Source organism: Paenibacillus sp. FSL R5-0519 (assembly GCF_037974275.1).
Classification (GTDB): domain Bacteria; phylum Bacillota; class Bacilli; order Paenibacillales; family Paenibacillaceae; genus Paenibacillus.
The window spans coordinates 1,925,224-1,941,549 of sequence record NZ_CP150234.1 but is presented as its reverse complement, the minus strand read 5'-3'; the positions used below and the strand labels follow the sequence as shown (position 1 = coordinate 1,941,549).

The 16,326-nt window shown below is 52.5% G+C and carries 17 protein-coding genes; all 17 read right to left on the bottom strand.

Annotated features, from left to right (window positions below; genetic code table 11):
- Positions 1–7: 7 nt before the first annotated feature.
- The 17 genes from MKY73_RS08840 to terL all read right to left on the bottom strand — a co-directional run bounded on the left by MKY73_RS08840 (position 8) and on the right by terL (position 16,309).
- A complete protein-coding gene (locus MKY73_RS08840) occupies positions 8–550 on the bottom strand; it encodes a phage tail domain-containing protein (protein WP_339306922.1) in 543 nt (180 codons plus the stop codon).
- Entirely contained in the window at positions 547–4,827 is a 4,281-nt protein-coding gene (locus MKY73_RS08835) for a phage tail tape measure protein (protein ID WP_339306920.1), read from the bottom strand. Before MKY73_RS08835 ends, MKY73_RS08840 begins: the two co-directional genes overlap by 4 nt.
- Positions 4,828–5,117: 290 nt before the next feature.
- Positions 5,118–5,513, bottom strand: a complete 396-nt coding sequence (locus MKY73_RS08830; RefSeq protein ID WP_339306918.1) for a hypothetical protein — start codon at positions 5,511–5,513, stop codon at positions 5,118–5,120.
- Between the two features lie 59 nt (positions 5,514–5,572).
- Positions 5,573–6,103 (bottom strand): hypothetical protein, encoded by a 531-nt coding sequence (locus tag MKY73_RS08825; RefSeq protein ID WP_339306916.1) that lies wholly within the window; start codon positions 6,101–6,103, stop codon positions 5,573–5,575.
- 57 nt (positions 6,104–6,160) lie between these two features.
- Positions 6,161–6,535, bottom strand: coding sequence for a minor capsid protein (locus tag MKY73_RS08820; protein WP_339306914.1), 375 nt, complete (start codon positions 6,533–6,535; stop codon positions 6,161–6,163).
- Positions 6,535–6,855 carry a hypothetical protein gene (locus MKY73_RS08815; protein ID WP_339306913.1) on the bottom strand — a complete coding sequence of 107 codons (321 nt, stop codon included), beginning with the start codon at positions 6,853–6,855 and terminating at the stop codon, positions 6,535–6,537. The genes MKY73_RS08820 and MKY73_RS08815 overlap by 1 nt, the downstream gene beginning before the upstream one ends.
- 83 nt (positions 6,856–6,938) lie before the next feature.
- Positions 6,939–7,259: a hypothetical protein gene (locus tag MKY73_RS08810; RefSeq protein ID WP_339306911.1), complete on the bottom strand. Its 321-nt coding sequence runs from the start codon at positions 7,257–7,259 to the stop codon at positions 6,939–6,941.
- Positions 7,259–7,645 (bottom strand): hypothetical protein, encoded by a 387-nt coding sequence (locus tag MKY73_RS08805; protein ID WP_339306910.1) that lies wholly within the window; start codon positions 7,643–7,645, stop codon positions 7,259–7,261. Before MKY73_RS08805 ends, MKY73_RS08810 begins: the two co-directional genes overlap by 1 nt.
- A 15-nt stretch (positions 7,646–7,660) precedes the next feature.
- Positions 7,661–7,906 carry a hypothetical protein gene (locus MKY73_RS08800; protein ID WP_339306909.1) on the bottom strand — a complete coding sequence of 82 codons (246 nt, stop codon included), beginning with the start codon at positions 7,904–7,906 and terminating at the stop codon, positions 7,661–7,663.
- Between the two features lie 57 nt (positions 7,907–7,963).
- Positions 7,964–9,082 carry a DUF5309 family protein gene (locus MKY73_RS08795; protein WP_339306908.1) on the bottom strand — a complete coding sequence of 373 codons (1,119 nt, stop codon included), beginning with the start codon at positions 9,080–9,082 and terminating at the stop codon, positions 7,964–7,966.
- 64 nt (positions 9,083–9,146) lie between these two features.
- The gene (locus tag MKY73_RS08790; protein WP_339306906.1) at positions 9,147–9,824 is read right to left on the bottom strand and encodes a scaffolding protein; all 678 of its coding nucleotides are present in this window, start codon (positions 9,822–9,824) and stop codon (positions 9,147–9,149) included.
- Between the two features lie 81 nt (positions 9,825–9,905).
- Positions 9,906–10,586, bottom strand: coding sequence for a hypothetical protein (locus tag MKY73_RS08785; protein ID WP_339306905.1), 681 nt, complete (start codon positions 10,584–10,586; stop codon positions 9,906–9,908).
- Positions 10,586–11,593, bottom strand: a complete 1,008-nt coding sequence (locus MKY73_RS08780; protein WP_339306904.1) for a hypothetical protein — start codon at positions 11,591–11,593, stop codon at positions 10,586–10,588. Before MKY73_RS08780 ends, MKY73_RS08785 begins: the two co-directional genes overlap by 1 nt.
- Complete coding sequence (locus MKY73_RS08775) at positions 11,593–11,841, bottom strand: hypothetical protein (RefSeq protein WP_339306903.1); 249 nt, start codon at positions 11,839–11,841, stop codon at positions 11,593–11,595. Before MKY73_RS08775 ends, MKY73_RS08780 begins: the two co-directional genes overlap by 1 nt.
- Positions 11,842–12,684, bottom strand: coding sequence for a phage minor capsid protein (locus MKY73_RS08770; RefSeq protein ID WP_339306902.1), 843 nt, complete (start codon positions 12,682–12,684; stop codon positions 11,842–11,844).
- Complete coding sequence (locus tag MKY73_RS08765) at positions 12,684–14,246, bottom strand: portal protein (protein WP_339306901.1); 1,563 nt, start codon at positions 14,244–14,246, stop codon at positions 12,684–12,686. The genes MKY73_RS08770 and MKY73_RS08765 overlap by 1 nt, the downstream gene beginning before the upstream one ends.
- 296 nt (positions 14,247–14,542) lie before the next feature.
- Positions 14,543–16,309 carry a phage terminase large subunit gene (gene terL, locus MKY73_RS08760; protein ID WP_339306900.1) on the bottom strand — a complete coding sequence of 589 codons (1,767 nt, stop codon included), beginning with the start codon at positions 16,307–16,309 and terminating at the stop codon, positions 14,543–14,545.
- Between the last annotated feature and the right edge of the window lie 17 nt (positions 16,310–16,326).

The following is a 16,326-nucleotide window of genomic DNA, read 5'->3' as shown; positions in this document are numbered from 1 at the left end:
ACGCCTCCTAAAGTGTGTATTCGTTCGTAATCCGGAAACTACGGATCGTAGTCGTGCCGGTATTCGTTAGCGTAATAATCGGTTGCGCGTTAACATCGGCCGCGGAATCAACCGTGATTGTTTCGGGCGACTTCGTAATCTCAACTTCCGTCACCTTTTCCGCTCCGGTCGGCCACGGATCGTTCATCTTGAGCGCAACGTTAATCTCACGTGAGCCAGTCGCACCAAGCGCCAGCGTCCCGTTATAGACAGCGCGGTAATACTTGCCGGGCATATCCGAAAATTCAATCGTCAGCTCCCCGCGCTTAGCATTAAACATGCGTGCGAGTTGCGCTAATGTTGTATGGAACTGCGCCCCAGGCGACGTAATAAACAGCGTCAGATCAATCGTACGCGCTCCGTATGTGCTTCCGAAATTAAGTAGGCCGTCAGTGTCCGCAAGTTTGAGCGTGTATTCGTCGGACTCAGGCAAAACAGGAAGACGCCGATCGAGGAGATCAGCGCCTAGAGACGATAGCCATACGTTATTCACTTTTACATCCGGTTTCATCGCGTCTTCACCCCTTGCGATTGGAGTCGCGCTGCGACACGTGCACGCTCGTTGTACAGCGTCTCGGTGTCCGCGCGATCCGTAAGCGTCACATCATTAACGGACAGGTCGAACTGGTTGATAATCTGCGTAGGAGCCCCGCCGGTATCCGAAGGACCTGCCGCAATCATCCGGAAAAGGTTGCCGATCTGTGCGTCGTTCAGGATCATTTCGCCAGCGTGCGCGATTACCGGAACTGCGGAACCTGGCGTACCTTGAACGACGCCGCCAACTTTAAACTGCTGGAGCTTACCAGTATCCTTATCGATTCCGTAGAGCTTGCGTAGCTCCTCGTTGCGCGCCGTCAACCGCGCCATCTCCGCCGTGTCTCCGGAAGCCTTTGCCGCCGCCCACGCGTCTTTGTTCGCGTTATACTCCGCCAGGTCAGACGAAGCTCCTACGCCGGAAGGTCCGGCACTAAGCGTAGCCATCTTCGCGTTATATTGCGTGACAAACGTATCGAGTGACGCGAGAATGGTTGCGTTAGCCTCCGCGTTAGCATTCGTACGGAACTCCGAGATTGCCGCTTCGATAAACTTGACGTCATCCGCGTGGTTTTCGAACGCATCTTTCAGCGTTTCATACTGGCGCTGCGTCTCCGTTTTCTCAGCGTCAAAGGCGGAGTTTCGTTCGTCCTTTTCGTCTTGGAGCGCCTGCTTCTGCGATTCGAGTTCGCGTTTACGGAGTTCTCGGTCGTGTTCGAGTTCCATGCGCTCAACCTCTTTAATGAGGTCCTCGCGCTCCTGGATACCTTCCGGACCAACCGCGGAACCTAGCTCGTCAATGCGCGCCAGCTTCTCCGCCCGTTGCGTCTCGTAATCCGCGTCAGAATTGTACTCAGCTTCCTTCGCAATCAGTGCGTCAATGGCCGCAATCTTCTCGTCAACTTCCGCAAGGTACGCCTTCTTGCGTTCCTCAATCGCAGCGAGATCGGCTTTAAGCGCAGCGTCAATATTCGTCTTCTCCGTTTTCAGGAGCTGATCCGCAAGCTTCTCCGTTTCGGTAACGAGCTTCTTACGCAGGTTATAAAGCTGATCCTCCGCCTTCTCGTAGTACTCCGAATCCTTTTTGTGGCGGTCTCTTACGCGAGTCCATGCGTCAATCTTCATCTGCGTGATTTCGAGTTCCGATTTGCCTGCGGATTCCATACGGCGCTCTTCCTTGCCGATCCACTTTTCGGATGCAGAATACGCGTCGGCCACCGCTTGTTCGTTCGCTTTGACGAGTTCCTTACGCGCCTTATATAGCGCCTCGTCTGCGTCTTTATACTCGTCGGAATCCTTTTTATAGCGGTCGCGTACACGGGTGAGTGCTGCGATCTTCATTTCCGCGATGGCAACCTCGGACTTTCCGGAATCCTCCATACGGCGCTCCTCTTTGTCGATCCACGTCATCGAGAAGTCGTAGCGCGATTTAACGCTGTCTTCCTGCAGGCGCTTGAGTTGTAGATTGAGTGTCCGCGCATCCTCTACCGTTTCCTTGAGGTGCTGTGCGTGAGCCTTACGTAACTTTTCGTACGCTTTAATCTGCTGATCCGCTGACCAATCGTACATCTCCGCTTGATACCGGATAGTTGCGAGGTCGGCATTGTACGCTTTGTCGCGCATCTCCTTGGCAATTTCGGCTGCTGACTTCTCTTTCTTGGCTTTCGGAGTCTTCGCCTTTTTACCTTTTGCTTTCTTCGATTTATCTTCTCGGAGACTGATGCCGGCTCCGCCCTTTGCAGGAGCGTAAGCAGCTCCGGAAGTTAGGGACTCTTTAGCGCGAGCGATCTCTAACGCAGCCTGCTCCGCCTTCACTTGCTTTTCATACGCTTGGTTGAGTTGTTCCTCAGCGCCACCGCTCGCAAACTTCTCAAACGATTTATTAACGCTGACTCCTCCGATCGCCGTAACGTTCTTCGCAAAAGGCGCGGACTGTACGCCCGCAACGGCGCTCATTGCTTTCGCTAGGCTTTCGAGGTTACTTATCTGCGCGGCAATAGACGCCTTATTCGCGTCAGCCATCGCCTGCAAATTGCTGATGTACGCGTTAGCTGCAACCGCGGACTGGTCGATAAAAGAACGCTCAGCCGCGATATGTTCTCCGATAATGTCAACGTTCTGGATGCGGATGCGGCCAGATTCATCCATCTTCGCGTTCAAGTCCGGGTACTGTTTCCGAAGAGATTCCGTAATGTTGACGAGCTCTTGTTTCTGAGCTTCGTCAAGTTTCTGCGCGGAAGATAGCTGGTTATATCGATCCAACAACGCCTCCATCGACTCTACTTGACGGTATTTGGCTGCGATATCTTGGATCTCCGCTTCCTTCATTGCAAGTAGCGCGGGAGTTGATTCGTTAATCGCGTCGTTCATCATCTCCAACTTACGAGTCGCGTCGTCAACGCCATCGTACCCCATCGTGCGCAGCTTATCGTCCATTTCTGCTAACTCATCGTTAATCTCTAACATCTCCGTCAACAACGCGGGAGTTCCGAGCCCTTGTTCCTGCAGTGACTCGATCTCGTTCAGGCGCGATTGCAACTCCGCCCGTTCTGCGAGAGCCGTATTCAGCTCCACGGTCTGCTCCTGTAGCTCCTGGACTTCCGAAACTGTGCGATCAAAGGGAGACTGAGCCAACGTATCATTGAGCGACCTCTGCGCCTCATCGTGTTTCCTGACTGCTTCCGCGGCCTCATTATTGCTTGATACAAGCGCAGTTACGCCAGCAGCAACGAGTCCTAATACGACGGAAAGCGTGAGAAGGATCGGATTCGTTACAGTCAACAGTTTCAGCGCAAGGGATAACGCACCAATAGCCGCTGCCAATCCGAGCGCTCCAGTTGTCGCTGTCACAAACGCGATTATCGCGTTTTGAATAACGGGGTCCATGCTGTTGAATCCGAGGAGTAACGTAGAAATACCTTCCGCGACGCTACGGATAACTGGCGCAAACTTATCACCAACTGTGATTCCAACGGCTTCCAGCGCAGACTGCAGCTCCTGAATTGCGCCATTTAGCGTATCCATTTGTGTTTCTGCGATCTGCTCCGCTGTACCGCCCGCGTTGTTCAATTCTTCCGTAAACGATTCGAGATCGGACTGGCCCGCCTTGATCAGCGTGAGGAACCCGGATGCCGCCTCCTGGCCCGCTACGATTGCCGCCGCCTGTGCGCGTTGAGCTTCCGTAAGCTTGCCGAAGCCAGTTTCGAATTGTCCAATTATCTGCGCGAACGGTAAGAAGTTACCGGCCGCATCCGTGACACTTACGCCCAATTGCTTCATGACGTACGCTACTTCGTTCGTCGGACTTGCGAGTCTCAGCATGATCGCACGGAGCTGAGTTCCGGCCATCTCGCCTTGGATACCTGCGTCGGACAGTTTCGCAACGGCTGCGGATGCCTCTTCGATGGAGACTCCTAGATTGGCTGCGATCGGGGCGACGTATTTCATTCCGAGTCCGAGTTGTTCGATATTCGTATTAGAGTTCGTCATTGTTTTCGCCATTACGTCAACAACGCTGCTAGTCTGATCCGCATCAAGCTGGAACCCCGTTAAGATGTTCGACGCGATATCCGCCGTCCGAGCGAGCTCCATTTGACCGGCAGCCGCGAGGTTAAGTACGCCAGGCATTGCCGCCATGATTTCGTTTGTCTTGAAACCTGCCATTGCGAGGAATGACTGCGCGGCTGCCGCCTGGCCTGACGTAAATACCGTCGTTGCACCGAGGTCGATCGACTGTTGACGGAGTTTATCGAACTCTTCGCCAGTTGCGCCAGTTATCGCCTTAACCTTCGCCATAGACTGCTCAAATGTCGCGGCCGTCTGTACCGCCTTAGTGATTACGACAGCCATCGCCGCACCTAGCGCGCCATACGCAAGTCCTAGCTGTTTGACCTCCGCGCTCACACCGTTAGCGGCTTTCGCATTCTTTTCGAGCTCGCCTGTTATCTTCGCAATCTCCGTACTACTCGCGCCAAGTCGCTTCATTTCCGCGGATACAGCTTCGAGTTGCTTACGTAGCAAATCCGGATTAGCCTTCCGTAAACTTGCGTTAATCTTCTCAATCTGCGCGGCGGATGCGCCTACTTCCGATAGCCGTGTATTCAGCGCAGAAAAAGAAGAGGACGCCGATTTTCCGGCATCCCCGAGTTCCTTCGCTTTCGTTTTCGCTTTATCAATCGCCTGGTTGTATCCATTAATATCCGCTGTGATTACTGCGCGGATTCCTCCGACATCTACTGTACTAATCGTTATCACCTCTCTTTAGTGGCCGCGCAGTTGTCTCCGCATAGCCTCAAATCCAGACTCGTCAAACTCCGCTTTGCTTGCGATGTTCATGCCTGCGCGTTCTCGGAGGCTTCCGACCAACTTCTTCATGTCGTCGCCCGTGGAGTGTTGAACTGATAGCGACGTCAGCCAATCCTCTGCGTCAACCTTTCTCTTGGCCTCTAGCGCGGTGAAAATGTCCATGACGAAATAGCCCGATTCGAACTCGACTTGTGTTTTGCCGAGGCGAACCGCGCATTCAATGAAAAACTCATCTATCGTTACTCGGCGCTCACTGCGTCCGGAGCCGCTACTCCGCTCAGTCCCGCCAGACTCAGGACGCCTCGTCCGTTTTTTAACAGTTCACCGAAATTGTTCGCCTTAGCTACCGCGCCATAGAACGCAACCAGTTCGTCGATTGACGCGTTTTGTTCGATGTACTCCTCGTCAATGCCCGTCAGGACGGCCGTCACGCGCACGATATCGTCAAATGATTCGCGGATAGCTGCAACGAAATAAGCCGCCTTGTCTCCGGGAGCAGCGGTCATTACACTCACGATGAGTTGCGGTACTGCGTGGATGGAATCGAAAAGGTCGCGCCATTGTGCAATCGTGATCTTGCGTGGCGTTACCGTCCTGCCGCCGATCTTATATTTGTTCGCGCCAATTAATCGCAATATTATCGCCTCCGTTAAAGTAAAAGCGGCCCCGAAGGACCGCCCGTTTATTCGCGCTATTACGGTGTTGCCGTGATCGTCTCGTCGCCCAATACTGCAACCACGCCGTCTTCGTCCGGAGTAGACCGCAATGTTACGTTGGTAATCCGCTCGTTTTCGTTGTCGTACGCGTAGCTCAGGTCCGTCTCGGAGTACGCGAGTGGCAGCGTAACCCAGAAGTTGGGATCGTTAAGCTTCGCAAGCGGTTTGATTACGGCTTTCTTCGCGGTATCAATCAAGTTCATACCGACGCCCGTTTTGATTTCGATCTTCGAATCTGTACCGTCCGTTACAACAGAGGCTCCAGTCATAATCTTCGGAATAACGGTCAGCTCATACTCTGCAAACGGAATAGTAACGCTGCAGTTACGGCCTGTAATCCGCTTACCTACGACAGTCTCGCCCGTTTGGTCCGTAAGTTGATCGCGGTATGTCGTTTCAGTTGTGAACGATACGCCGCCGATTGTAGTCTCAAACGTCACCATACCAACGCCGTCACCGTACTCAACGATGGCCGGGCCGAGCTCAATCTTGGAAAAGTTTTGTGCCATTAATAGAATCCTCCTCATATTTAGACAACGCAAAAAGGCCGCCTACTAAGAGCCGCCTTAAATCGTTGTCAATGTGAAATTTATCGAGTACATCGTGCGATCGTTCGTGTCTTTGCCGAGATATATTGGAGAGGACTGATTCGCGCGACATTTAACTACGCGGACAATCCCGAAGTAAAACTCACCTTTACTCGCCAGATCCTCATATATCGCGTCAGCTATTTGCGTGGCTTTTGCTGGAGACTTAGCACGAACTAACACTTGAAACGCTGGTCTCCGCTTACTCGTCCACTCGCTCGGCTCATATCCGCCGCTCATACGCACATAGGCGCAGTCATCCGGATTGCCTGACGCGAACTCGTTAGCAACGTAGGTATACGGAACAGCCACGCGCAAATAAGCCGTAATATCCGGCACTCCTAGAATCGCCATTACTCCGCCAGCCCCTTTCGAATCGCGTCCGCAATCATGCGTTGATACTTCGACGCGTTCTGTGTGAGTGGATCTTCGAGATATTTCGGCTTTGTTCCGGGAGTCGTCGGATTTTTAAACGTATCCATCTCGTGGACGATTAGCGCATAGTTAACGCGATCACCGCTACTACCGCGCTCATTAACGGAATAGTAAACTTCGCCGGATACTCCGGTAGGGCTTACGACAACGCGCTTACCTGACGTCTCCCGAAGCGTACCTTTATCGAGCGGAGCTTCTTCGCGGGAGATACGCAATAACTCGTCGGTCGCGTCATGCATACCGAGGGCCGCCGCATCCTGTACGTTTGCCTTCGAAAAGTCTAGCGATTTGAAGAATCCGGTCATATCAAACTCGATCGACATTACACGTTCACCTCCGTTAAAGCGGGCTTACCGCCGAACCACCGTTTTACGCTAATCGAAATGGGTGTGTACGTTATCGTCCGCATGTTTTCGTCGGTGTACGTTAATCTGTCGGAGATATCAATGCGCGGCAACTTATCGAATAGAAACGTTCCAACGCTGGCTACTTCTTCTCCGCGACTATTACGTACGAGTTTGACGCCTTCGGAAAATCGACATTTAGCTTCGTAGTCATCTCCATATAGAGGTTCGTTGTAGTCCGGATCATTGCCGAGGAAAGGTGATATGATAACGGTCTGACGCAAAGGGATGATCGCCATTACATCGTCACCCACTTTGTCGTCTTACGCCCGATCTTAACGCCATTCTCCGCGCCAATAATATCGAGAGCTGCGTCCGGTATCCACGCTTCCTCTCCGTTTTTCGCCCAGTCCTTGAACGTAAAATTAGCGACGCCGGTCACGCCGAATGACGCGACTCCTTGCTGCTGCAACCGATTCGTATCGTTAAATGCCGTTGCCAGTGCGTTAGCAAATTCGTATACCGCTGCGTCAGGTATCGTATACTTCGGATACTTGTTCGTAAGCACGAAGGAAGCGCGCGTAACAATTCGTTGTTTTTTCGCGTCTTCGGCCTCCGCCCAGTCTTCTATATCGATACAATTCGCGTTGATATATTCGTCCGCGTCCGTTACTGTAACTGCCATACGCCACACCTCCGTTTATTTTGCGGAGGACGTAGCGTTAGCTTTGCGCGGTTTAGCCGGAGCTTTAACGGGTTTATCTTCCGCTTCAACTTCGTCCACTTGCGCAGGTTCCTCCGGTTTATCCACTCGCGTAATCCATAGCGGAGCCAACGAGTTTAATAGTGCGATTTTATCCGCGTCTTCCGTTTCGTAAGTTCCGAATGCCGTAAATTCGATGCCGCCGGAAATCACGTAATGCGGCGCGGCTTTATACTTCGCCACTTTGCGCTCACCTCCGTTTATTAAAGGGCGACCGAAGCCGCCCATGTGCTATTCCGATTAAGATACGGTTGTGCTGATGTTTTCGAGGATCGCGATTTTCTCGCCGGCATTTTTGACAGTTACGCCATACTCACCGCGGATTTGACGAGCCACGAAGTCAGCGCCTGCGATTGATGCGTCCTCATCGTGTACCCCACGTCCGTTAAGCGGATTGATAGACAAGATGCTGCGATCAAACATAGCGATCTTGTTTTTCGGGAAGTTAGGGTCTACGATAACCGTCGCGACAGAGCCGCCCACGATATCGGACACGAAGGTTTGAATCTTGTGGCCTGTAGCCGTATCAGTACGCTCAGTGCGGATAGTGTCGCTCGCGAATTTCGAGATCTGACGTGCGCCCGCAGTGTTCGTGAGGATCGTGTTAACGGAGCCTCCGCGTTGGTATACTTTCTCCGCCAAGTTGTTCAACAGTGTCGGTGTGATTTCTCCGCCGGCTGCGTTCTCTTTTGCTGCGCCTTTCTTCTCGGCGAAGTACAAAAGACCACCCGTCATACGCGGTGTACCTGGCGCGCCGTCAATACGACGTCCATAAATCAACCAGTCGTTAAGCTCCCGTTGCAACTCTTTCAGACGTAGTTGAACTTGATAGTTCAGCTCGTCATCAACGTTGTGTGTGCGGACAGCTTGTTGCGTCTTGGACACGGCTGCGTAACGTTCGATGATTTGCGTAACGTTGTAATCTACATAACGGTCGTGTCCTTCGTCTACGCCAGGCATAGCGCCTTCCAATTGTGGACGCGCAACGATACGGATTTCTTCACCTGCCGGAACAATAGCCGCAGTCGTTCCGTCAAAGCCACGGACAACTGTTACAACGTCACCAGCAACTGCGGTAACTTTCATATACTCTTCGCCGACTACTACGACAGCATTAACGCGGAATTTAAGACCATCGCCGGAAGCTACTGTAATAGATGTCGCAGAAGCGGAAGCCTCAGCCGCTGCAACTGCGCGGTTGGAGTTAAGCGAATCGGACATCCATTCGAACTTAGTTTGATAGAGCGGAGTAGTTCCAAGTCCGATCAAACCAAGCAACGTAGGCTCGTCATCAATGATTAGGGAGATACCTGCTTCGAGCTGGCGTACTTGGTCCTGGAATGAGTAAGTTTTCAACATATGTTTATTTCCTCCTTAAATTTGGGTAAACAAAAAGGCCCTGGATTTTATCCAAGACCTCCTATTACTTGTTCAATTTGTTTGACAGTTCAATTACCTTCGCGAAATCCTTAGACTTCTTCGCGTCACTCAGTTGTTGCTCGAGTGTCCTGCGTTCGTCATCTCCCGGATTTGGCTTCGTATCACCAATCGGTTGTGGCTTTTTCGGTACATCGACAAGGTACGGTTTATTGGTTAACAGCGCCTTAACTGCGTCCTCTACGCCAATCGGATTACCGTCTTCATCCACGCTAACTGACGTCTTGTCAGCGAGTAAGAGTACGTCATCCAGCGCTTCGGTACGCACGTTCAATTCGCGAGCTACCGCTTTGAACTCCGCTTTAATAAGGCGCTGGTTAGCGGCTGATAGTGCGGCCTCTTTCGCCTGTTCTGCTTTCTGCGCGCGGTCTAGTGCTTCGGCCTTCTCTGCTTCGAGGCGTTCGGTTGCGGACAATTCCGCTCTCATACGCTCATCTGCTGCGCTTTGCAATGCGGCAAGTTGCGCCTTGATATCGTCGTAGTCTCCGTACTTACTTTTTACGCGTCCCTTCTCACGGGTAATAAGCGCGTCGAGTTCGGCTTGCGTCATCTCTACCTTTTTAGGCGTATCCTCTTTCGGAGGTTGCGTATCATCTGGCGGAGTCTCGTCGCCTTCCGCGAACATTTGCAAGTTGAGCGGGTACTTACTTCGAATATCAGTCATAATCGTTTCCTCCCGTTTTAAGCCCGTCGGCTATAGCATCCGTATCAGTTTAGTGTCGTGTACGTTCGGACGGGTTTTACGTTAATTACTGTATAGATCGATCTTGACTTGCGAAGCGACCAACGTCTTAGCTACGGCCGCGCTTGTAGTGAGTCGCGCAATACACTGCAGATCACCGTCGGTAAACGAGTCGGTTACATCCGCAAGTGCGCCGACTTGGTCGTCGTTTTGTACGTATACATAAACGCGTCTACCGGTGGAGGCTGCGTACTGTTGTCCGGTAAACAGGCGGACGGTCAAATTCTTGCGGTTTTGGCCCTCGTCGCCCGCCATATTCACGGTAAAGAACGCCATTTTTGTAGGATAGTCCGTGTACGTTCCGTCTGCCTTGTATGCGCGGATGATACCGCTTGGTTGATTGACGTTATGGAAAAACGTGATACCCGCCTTACTATCCGCGCTTTTAATGCCGACCTGCACCGATATCTGAATGTTTCCGTTAAACTGCAGACCCTCGATCGTATACGCGATTTCCGTAAACTGCGTACTGTTAAACGTTGCGGTCGATTTTAACTCTACGCTACTTGCCGCGGTTGCTGCCGTCGTCAAACGCAGTAATCCACGTCCTGGCGGCGGTTCAAATGTCGGTGTGCCTACGGTTGTTAACCACGCTGGTAGCGCGCCGTCCAGAAAGTCAGCGCAGAGTCGTTTGTGTATCTTGCCGCTCGGTATCTCCTTACCGTCTAGTCCGCGATGTAACATTATGCCACCTCCGTATGAACAAGTCCGACGTTATTGTCCGTGTTGTAGTACACGTAAATGTTACCGTCCAATACGGATACCATCATCGACTGCATGTTCGTTGTCTCCCACGGCAATGTTGGAAACGGTACAAGATCGATCGGGCGATGGAGGAGATGTCGTAAATCCGGACTTATGCGGGCAATGGCCGGACGGGCTACGGTTGTGACTCCGCCGGAAGCGTACGCAGACATCATCCCGATCCACCACATCTGGCCGCGGTACATAAAGAGACCGGCGTTAGAGCGTGAGAAATTTTCTCCATAGGACAGCGTTGCGTCGTTACCGCCAAGCATCGCGCGAGGATCGGAGTACCAAAACTTTCCGTCGTTTGAGTACGAGATCGCTTTGCGGCCATAATCTCCGCCGCCCATAACGCTATAACCAACCCACTTTTCCGCGAATTTGAACACGGCAAAATAACCGGTGTGGCCGTCGCCGGGATAGCCGTCCGGTTTATCGAGTACGATTCCTATACGCGTCCAGTTAATCATGTTAGGCGATGTCGCAAGTAAGGTCGATTGGTTGATGCCTGCGCCTGATTGCTGGTAATACATATAAAACAACTGCTCTTTTTCGTTGTATATTACGAACGGCGTCTCGGTTGAATCGCCAACAACGGTGTCAACGTAAATCTCTCCGTAATTCTTGAACGGACCTTTCGGATCGTCTGCGTAAGCGAGTCCAATACCGCCGCGCGCGTTATGGTTCGTTGAAAATGTAGCGTAGTACTTTCCGAGTGCGTTCGGAATCAGTCCGTCAACTTTGATTACGCGGAACCAATAGATACTCGACTTTCCGGACATCGCCGCAGTGAATATCGGAGGCCCTTCGAGTTTCGTAAATTTCGGTGTATACGACTCGACTTGCGCACCGAATCCGTATGGAGCCACGCCGTCATTCGCTTTCTTAGCGGTGAGGGCCGCCTTTCTGGCGCTGTTCCTAGCGATCGTGTCACGTCCGGCCATTACCCAACACCTCTGACGCGCACATATCCGTGATACGAGCCGCTTCCGGTAATCAATAGCTCACTGAACGGGTCTAGTCGCTCGTCAAAAGCGTCTCCGCCTTTAACTATCGTCTGGAATTGCCCAGCATTGATGGTGATATCCGTTGTCCCGTCGTTAAAAAATACTAGAAAAGACGCGACGTTCGAAAATGTCACCGTCTTGTTTCCCGTTCCCGAAAACGGGTGCCTTGCGATTGGGTCCGCCATCTAAATTCCTCCTCCGATATTTTCCGGATTGCGGATCGGAGATAGTACGTGACGACAGCGTGGATGGAATATTTCGCGACGAGGTAGATCGCCTACATACGGATAATCTCCGGGAGCATCCGGTACTAACTTGACGATGCGGCCTTCCCAGTTACGACACGCATCTCGTGCGCCGTGACTTGATATCTGCGCGTAATATGTTTCGCGTCCGATCGCCTCGTTTATCGTTGCGTCTCGGTGCGCGGAGTTAAGTTTCGTACGTGTTACGGTATCGACGTAGACTTCCGGCTTCCAACGCCGTCCTGCCGCGTCAATAATACCAGTGTCTGTCGCCTGGCCGAGTGTCTTACGGATGCCGGCGAGCGTGTCCGCGTTAATCGTACGGCGACCGTTAATGCCTGACGCCATGTTAGCGCGAAATGATTCCGCTGTTGCTTGGCGGACTGCCTGCCGTACGCGGCGGTCGATGTTTTGCGTAACCGCAAGTAAATCCGCTTGAGTATCCGCAATGGCTGACGCTACAAGCTCGCGATTTATCCGGTTAAACTTAACGATCTTCTCCGCTTCGACCAACGTATTGACAACGCCGAGCTCAACGATTGCGCGCGCCACTCCGTCGATTGCCGCCTTCGGAATGTACTCCGCAACCCAGGCCGCTGACTCCACGTTTAACTCACGCAAAATAACCGCAACCTCAGCGAGGGCGGCCTTTGCGTGTACGCGTGATATATCGGAAGTATCTAAGCGGGAAAGCTCCGTTGCGATGGCGAGAACAGCGCGTTTGTAAGCATCAACGAGACGATTGATATCGCGGTCATAGTTCGGATCAGGAATCCGCGCCATTATACGACTACCTCTTCGTTAAATATCGTGCCGTCGACGGTACCGTTAATGCGCTTCTCGTCTTCGTCAATCCTACGCAACATTTCCTCCGCAAGTTTATCGTCAACTCCGTCGAGGTATTTAACCGCATCGCTAACGGACATTGTCGGCTTGGCTCCGGTTCTGATTGCGGCCACTTCCGCAGCTTCCTTCTCATCACGCGGCAGACCATCACGCCAGTTAATACGCGGGTAAACCGGTTCGTACGGTTCGAAGCCCTGAACGCCTTCATTCGCGTAATTTTCGAGTTGCATAGCTGTCCAAATTGAGTCACGGAGCGCCTTATCAACGTGCGCGCGTATCCGGTTGACTTTCGCCAGGATCGGCATAAACCGCGCTTTGATTGCGCCAGAATCCGTGTGGGACGTTCCGGTGCCGCCTTTGTCGGCTGCAAGCGTTGTACCGAACAACCATTGCGGCGTCTCGCTCATTTGGTAAACGAGTCCCAGGAGTACGTCGAGCTCTTTAAACGCGCCGTCAAGTTGCGAGTTCCACGTCATATAGCCTGGCACTACATCGTCCTTACTGACCTCGATGTACTTTCCGGCCATACGTACAGTGTTTTCATCGTTCTCGTCCACTTCCGGGCCGTACGCTGTCGGATCGCTGTGTTTCCAGAGAATATAGTCTATCTGTACGAGACGGTCGTTAATCGCGGCCAGGACGCTCTCAAGCTTCTCTATGCCGCTAATGCCTTCCCACCGATCGTCTACGCTCTTGTATGGGATGTGGTGAACGAGTAGACGGTCTGTTCCTGTAGCCACAACGTCCTGTTCGCGACCCGTAGGTACTGAGTCTCCGATCGTAAACGTCGCAATCGGCACGCCCCACTGATCATTGACGCCTTTGTCTTCGAGTTTAAAGCGCTCGTAAAGGATGTATCCGGGCACGTGACGCTCAACTACGAGGTACGGAGTATAATTCCGGTCGATTCCGGAGATAAATCGAACGATGCGTCCATTAGTTTCCTCTACCCAATCGATCCACGCGATGTTGAATGCCTTAAACTTCTTACGTGATCCGTTCGAAAGTTCTGGAAAGACGATGTTAGCCGGCACTGCCTCGATAATCGGTTCGAGCATAGTTTCTGGCGCTGGTAATCCGAGTTCTACCGTCTCACTGACGTCCGCACGCGTTCCGAAGTACGTCTTGAGGTATGAGTCGCCGCGGAAACCGCCGCCGATTACGAGTTCGTGCGTCGCCTGAACCAAATCGTTCTCTTCGACAATCGAGTCGAGACGCTCCTGCTCACGGCTGCCTGCGCCTGTTCCGCTTTCGAACGTTGGGGGCTCACCAGTTAATAGGTCCGCGGGCTTCGTAAGCAGGATATCCATCAGGTTAACAGCAATGAACAGCGTTTGAAGTTGTGGTGCGTGCGGAGTGTCTTGCAAAAGTGATGTCGCTCTGTCGTAAATCTCCGGATGGCGTCCGTCAAATATGATACGTCCGCGTTTATATCGGGCCAGACGTGGGATATCACATTCCGGGGGATACTGCGATCCTGTCGTAAAGATTCGAGTCATCAATGTCCTCCTCCCCGTTTAAAATGGCGCGAATTGCCTCTACCCGCTCTAAACGTTTGATGTCTTCCTCTCCTCGTAGATGCGCGGCAAGTTCTGACCAAAACAAAAATCCTAACGCCACCATTCGATGCTGACGAGAGCCTACGTTTAACACAGCTAAGTGCTCCCGTAAATTCCGATTCTTTTGAGCAGAGAATGCCGCCCACTTGTCGGTGTCTGGCCGGCTTACCTGTGCTAGATACTCCGCCTCTACCGACCTCCAATATCCTGTTAAATCAAACGTATCAATTACCCCCTTACATCCATTCTGGCTTATTGCGGACTTTCTTACGGCCCGTTTTCGAAATACTTACGGCCATTTCCGTAGCATCCGGCAAATCATCGTGGCTTCCGGTTCCGTAGTACTCGAATTGCTCAAGTAATAGCGCATGTCTCTTCGAAAACTGTATCGCGCCACCTTCAATGTCCGGCAACATCGCCTCAATTCGCAGCTCTTTCCGCGAACGTTGGTGTATTTCCTTAACGCGAGTCCCCGCCGGATACCCCGCAGCTCTCAGCGCCTCTTTCAGCTTCTGTACGAAGAACTCCTGCGCTGCCTGCGCCTCTGCCGCAATTCCAATCGGCTGGTACCGTATGACCTTCTCGACAATTACGCGGATAAACTCGTCAGGCTTAACGCGTTCCCCATACGCATCGATTACGTATTTCGTTCCGGTCTTCTTATGCCGCGCGATCGTAACAATGGCGGAATAGTCGCCGCGCTGTTTACCCATCGCAAAGTCAACGCCCATATAGACGTCAGACTCCCGCAGGATAGCGTCGAGTTCCATTTTTCCGTCCCAATACGTAAACGACTCCGGATTAAATATCATCGATTCTTCGTCGACCGGATTGTTCTGATACTCCGTGTTAAACGCCTTTGATCCGTTGTCCCACTTGAACTTCATGAGGCGCCATATCGGTTGCGCTTCCGGCCACAGTACGATAACGCCGCGATCCATCTCCGCGCGATTCATCTCATATAGTTCGAGCGCATCTTTTGCGCGTGCTTCTTTCGGTCTGTCGGGATCTTTGTAAACGAGCCGACACGCTTCCCATAAGTCCATACGCTCGGGCCAATCGATAACGGCGCGATAAATACGGCTTTTAAAGTCCGCGCGGTTATAAAGCACGTCAACGAGGAGCGCTTCGTGATGGACCGTCGTTCCCATGTATACGAAGGCCGTCCGCTTACCTTTCGGATCACCGAGCGGCACCACCGTTTGAGCGAACCAATCGCGGAGCTTCTTACGCAAGTCCGGCGTTGATGCGTTACCGCCTGGCCGCGCATCTTCCAAGTCGTCACATACGATCAAGTCCGGCCGCACGCCGTTCCAGTTACGTCCACGGAGCGCCTGACCGGTTGATGCCGCTTCTACTTTCGTAAGCAACTTCTTCGTACCGTCTTCGCGCGGCTCCCATGCGATAAACTCCGAACTGTTGTCCTTCGGATTCTCCTGCTGTTTCGGCGATAACAAGGGACCAAAGTCTGCGCGCAGTTTAACGTTGCTTTTAAGCTGCATCGCAATCCAATCGAGGTTGCCGGAGCTGACCGTCGGCGTGTCCGAAATGATAATCTCGTACTTGCGCTTCCTGTACGCGATCTCCCGCAATGGGAAGCCCTTGGATAAATACGTTGATTTCGCGTGAGAACGGGGCGCCGCCACCGCTACCTTATCGTTTGTCGTAACGTTGGATACATCGTCCATTATCACGGCAATTTCACGGTGAAATATAGGCGCAAAGGCCGCGTCCGTTATGTCGAAGCCGTCCCAGTTACCGTCGTTGCCTGGATTCCGCGCTTCCGAGAAGTACTCAAGCGCAAATTCGATCAAGTCCGTTTCGCAGCGGTGTATCCGTTCCAGCCGTTCATATTCCGCAAGCTGAGCGTCAATATCCGCCGCGTCTTCCGCTGAAAGGTCGGCGATATCTACGCCTTCGAGCACGTCAAGTAACGCGGTCAGCTCGTTAAGTTTCGCTGCGCGTTCGTCTCTTCCGATCCATTTTCCGTTAGTCCATGCCACTCCGTTAACCTCCTTTC

What these genes read in the sequence shown, in the direction of transcription:
- MKY73_RS08805 (WP_339306910.1), bottom strand. Translation starts at nt 7,645, where the DNA reads ATGGCAGTTACAGTAACGGACGCGGACGAATATATCAACGCGAATTGT.
- MKY73_RS08785 (WP_339306905.1), bottom strand. Translation starts at nt 10,586, where the DNA reads ATGTTACATCGCGGACTAGACGGTAAGGAGATACCGAGCGGCAAGATA.
- MKY73_RS08820 (WP_339306914.1), bottom strand. Translation starts at nt 6,535, where the DNA reads ATGGCGATTCTAGGAGTGCCGGATATTACGGCTTATTTGCGCGTGGCT.
- MKY73_RS08815 (WP_339306913.1), bottom strand. Translation starts at nt 6,855, where the DNA reads ATGCATGACGCGACCGACGAGTTATTGCGTATCTCCCGCGAAGAAGCT.
- MKY73_RS08825 (WP_339306916.1), bottom strand. Translation starts at nt 6,103, where the DNA reads ATGGCACAAAACTTTTCCAAGATTGAGCTCGGCCCGGCCATCGTTGAG.
- MKY73_RS08780 (WP_339306904.1), bottom strand. Translation starts at nt 11,593, where the DNA reads ATGGCCGGACGTGACACGATCGCTAGGAACAGCGCCAGAAAGGCGGCC.
- MKY73_RS08770 (WP_339306902.1), bottom strand. Translation starts at nt 12,684, where the DNA reads ATGGCGCGGATTCCTGATCCGAACTATGACCGCGATATCAATCGTCTC.
- MKY73_RS08775 (WP_339306903.1), bottom strand. Translation starts at nt 11,841, where the DNA reads ATGGCGGACCCAATCGCAAGGCACCCGTTTTCGGGAACGGGAAACAAG.
- MKY73_RS08810 (WP_339306911.1), bottom strand. Translation starts at nt 7,259, where the DNA reads ATGGCGATCATCCCTTTGCGTCAGACCGTTATCATATCACCTTTCCTC.
- MKY73_RS08765 (WP_339306901.1), bottom strand. Translation starts at nt 14,246, where the DNA reads ATGACTCGAATCTTTACGACAGGATCGCAGTATCCCCCGGAATGTGAT.
- MKY73_RS08840 (WP_339306922.1), bottom strand. Translation starts at nt 550, where the DNA reads ATGAAACCGGATGTAAAAGTGAATAACGTATGGCTATCGTCTCTAGGC.
- MKY73_RS08790 (WP_339306906.1), bottom strand. Translation starts at nt 9,824, where the DNA reads ATGACTGATATTCGAAGTAAGTACCCGCTCAACTTGCAAATGTTCGCG.
- MKY73_RS08795 (WP_339306908.1), bottom strand. Translation starts at nt 9,082, where the DNA reads ATGTTGAAAACTTACTCATTCCAGGACCAAGTACGCCAGCTCGAAGCA.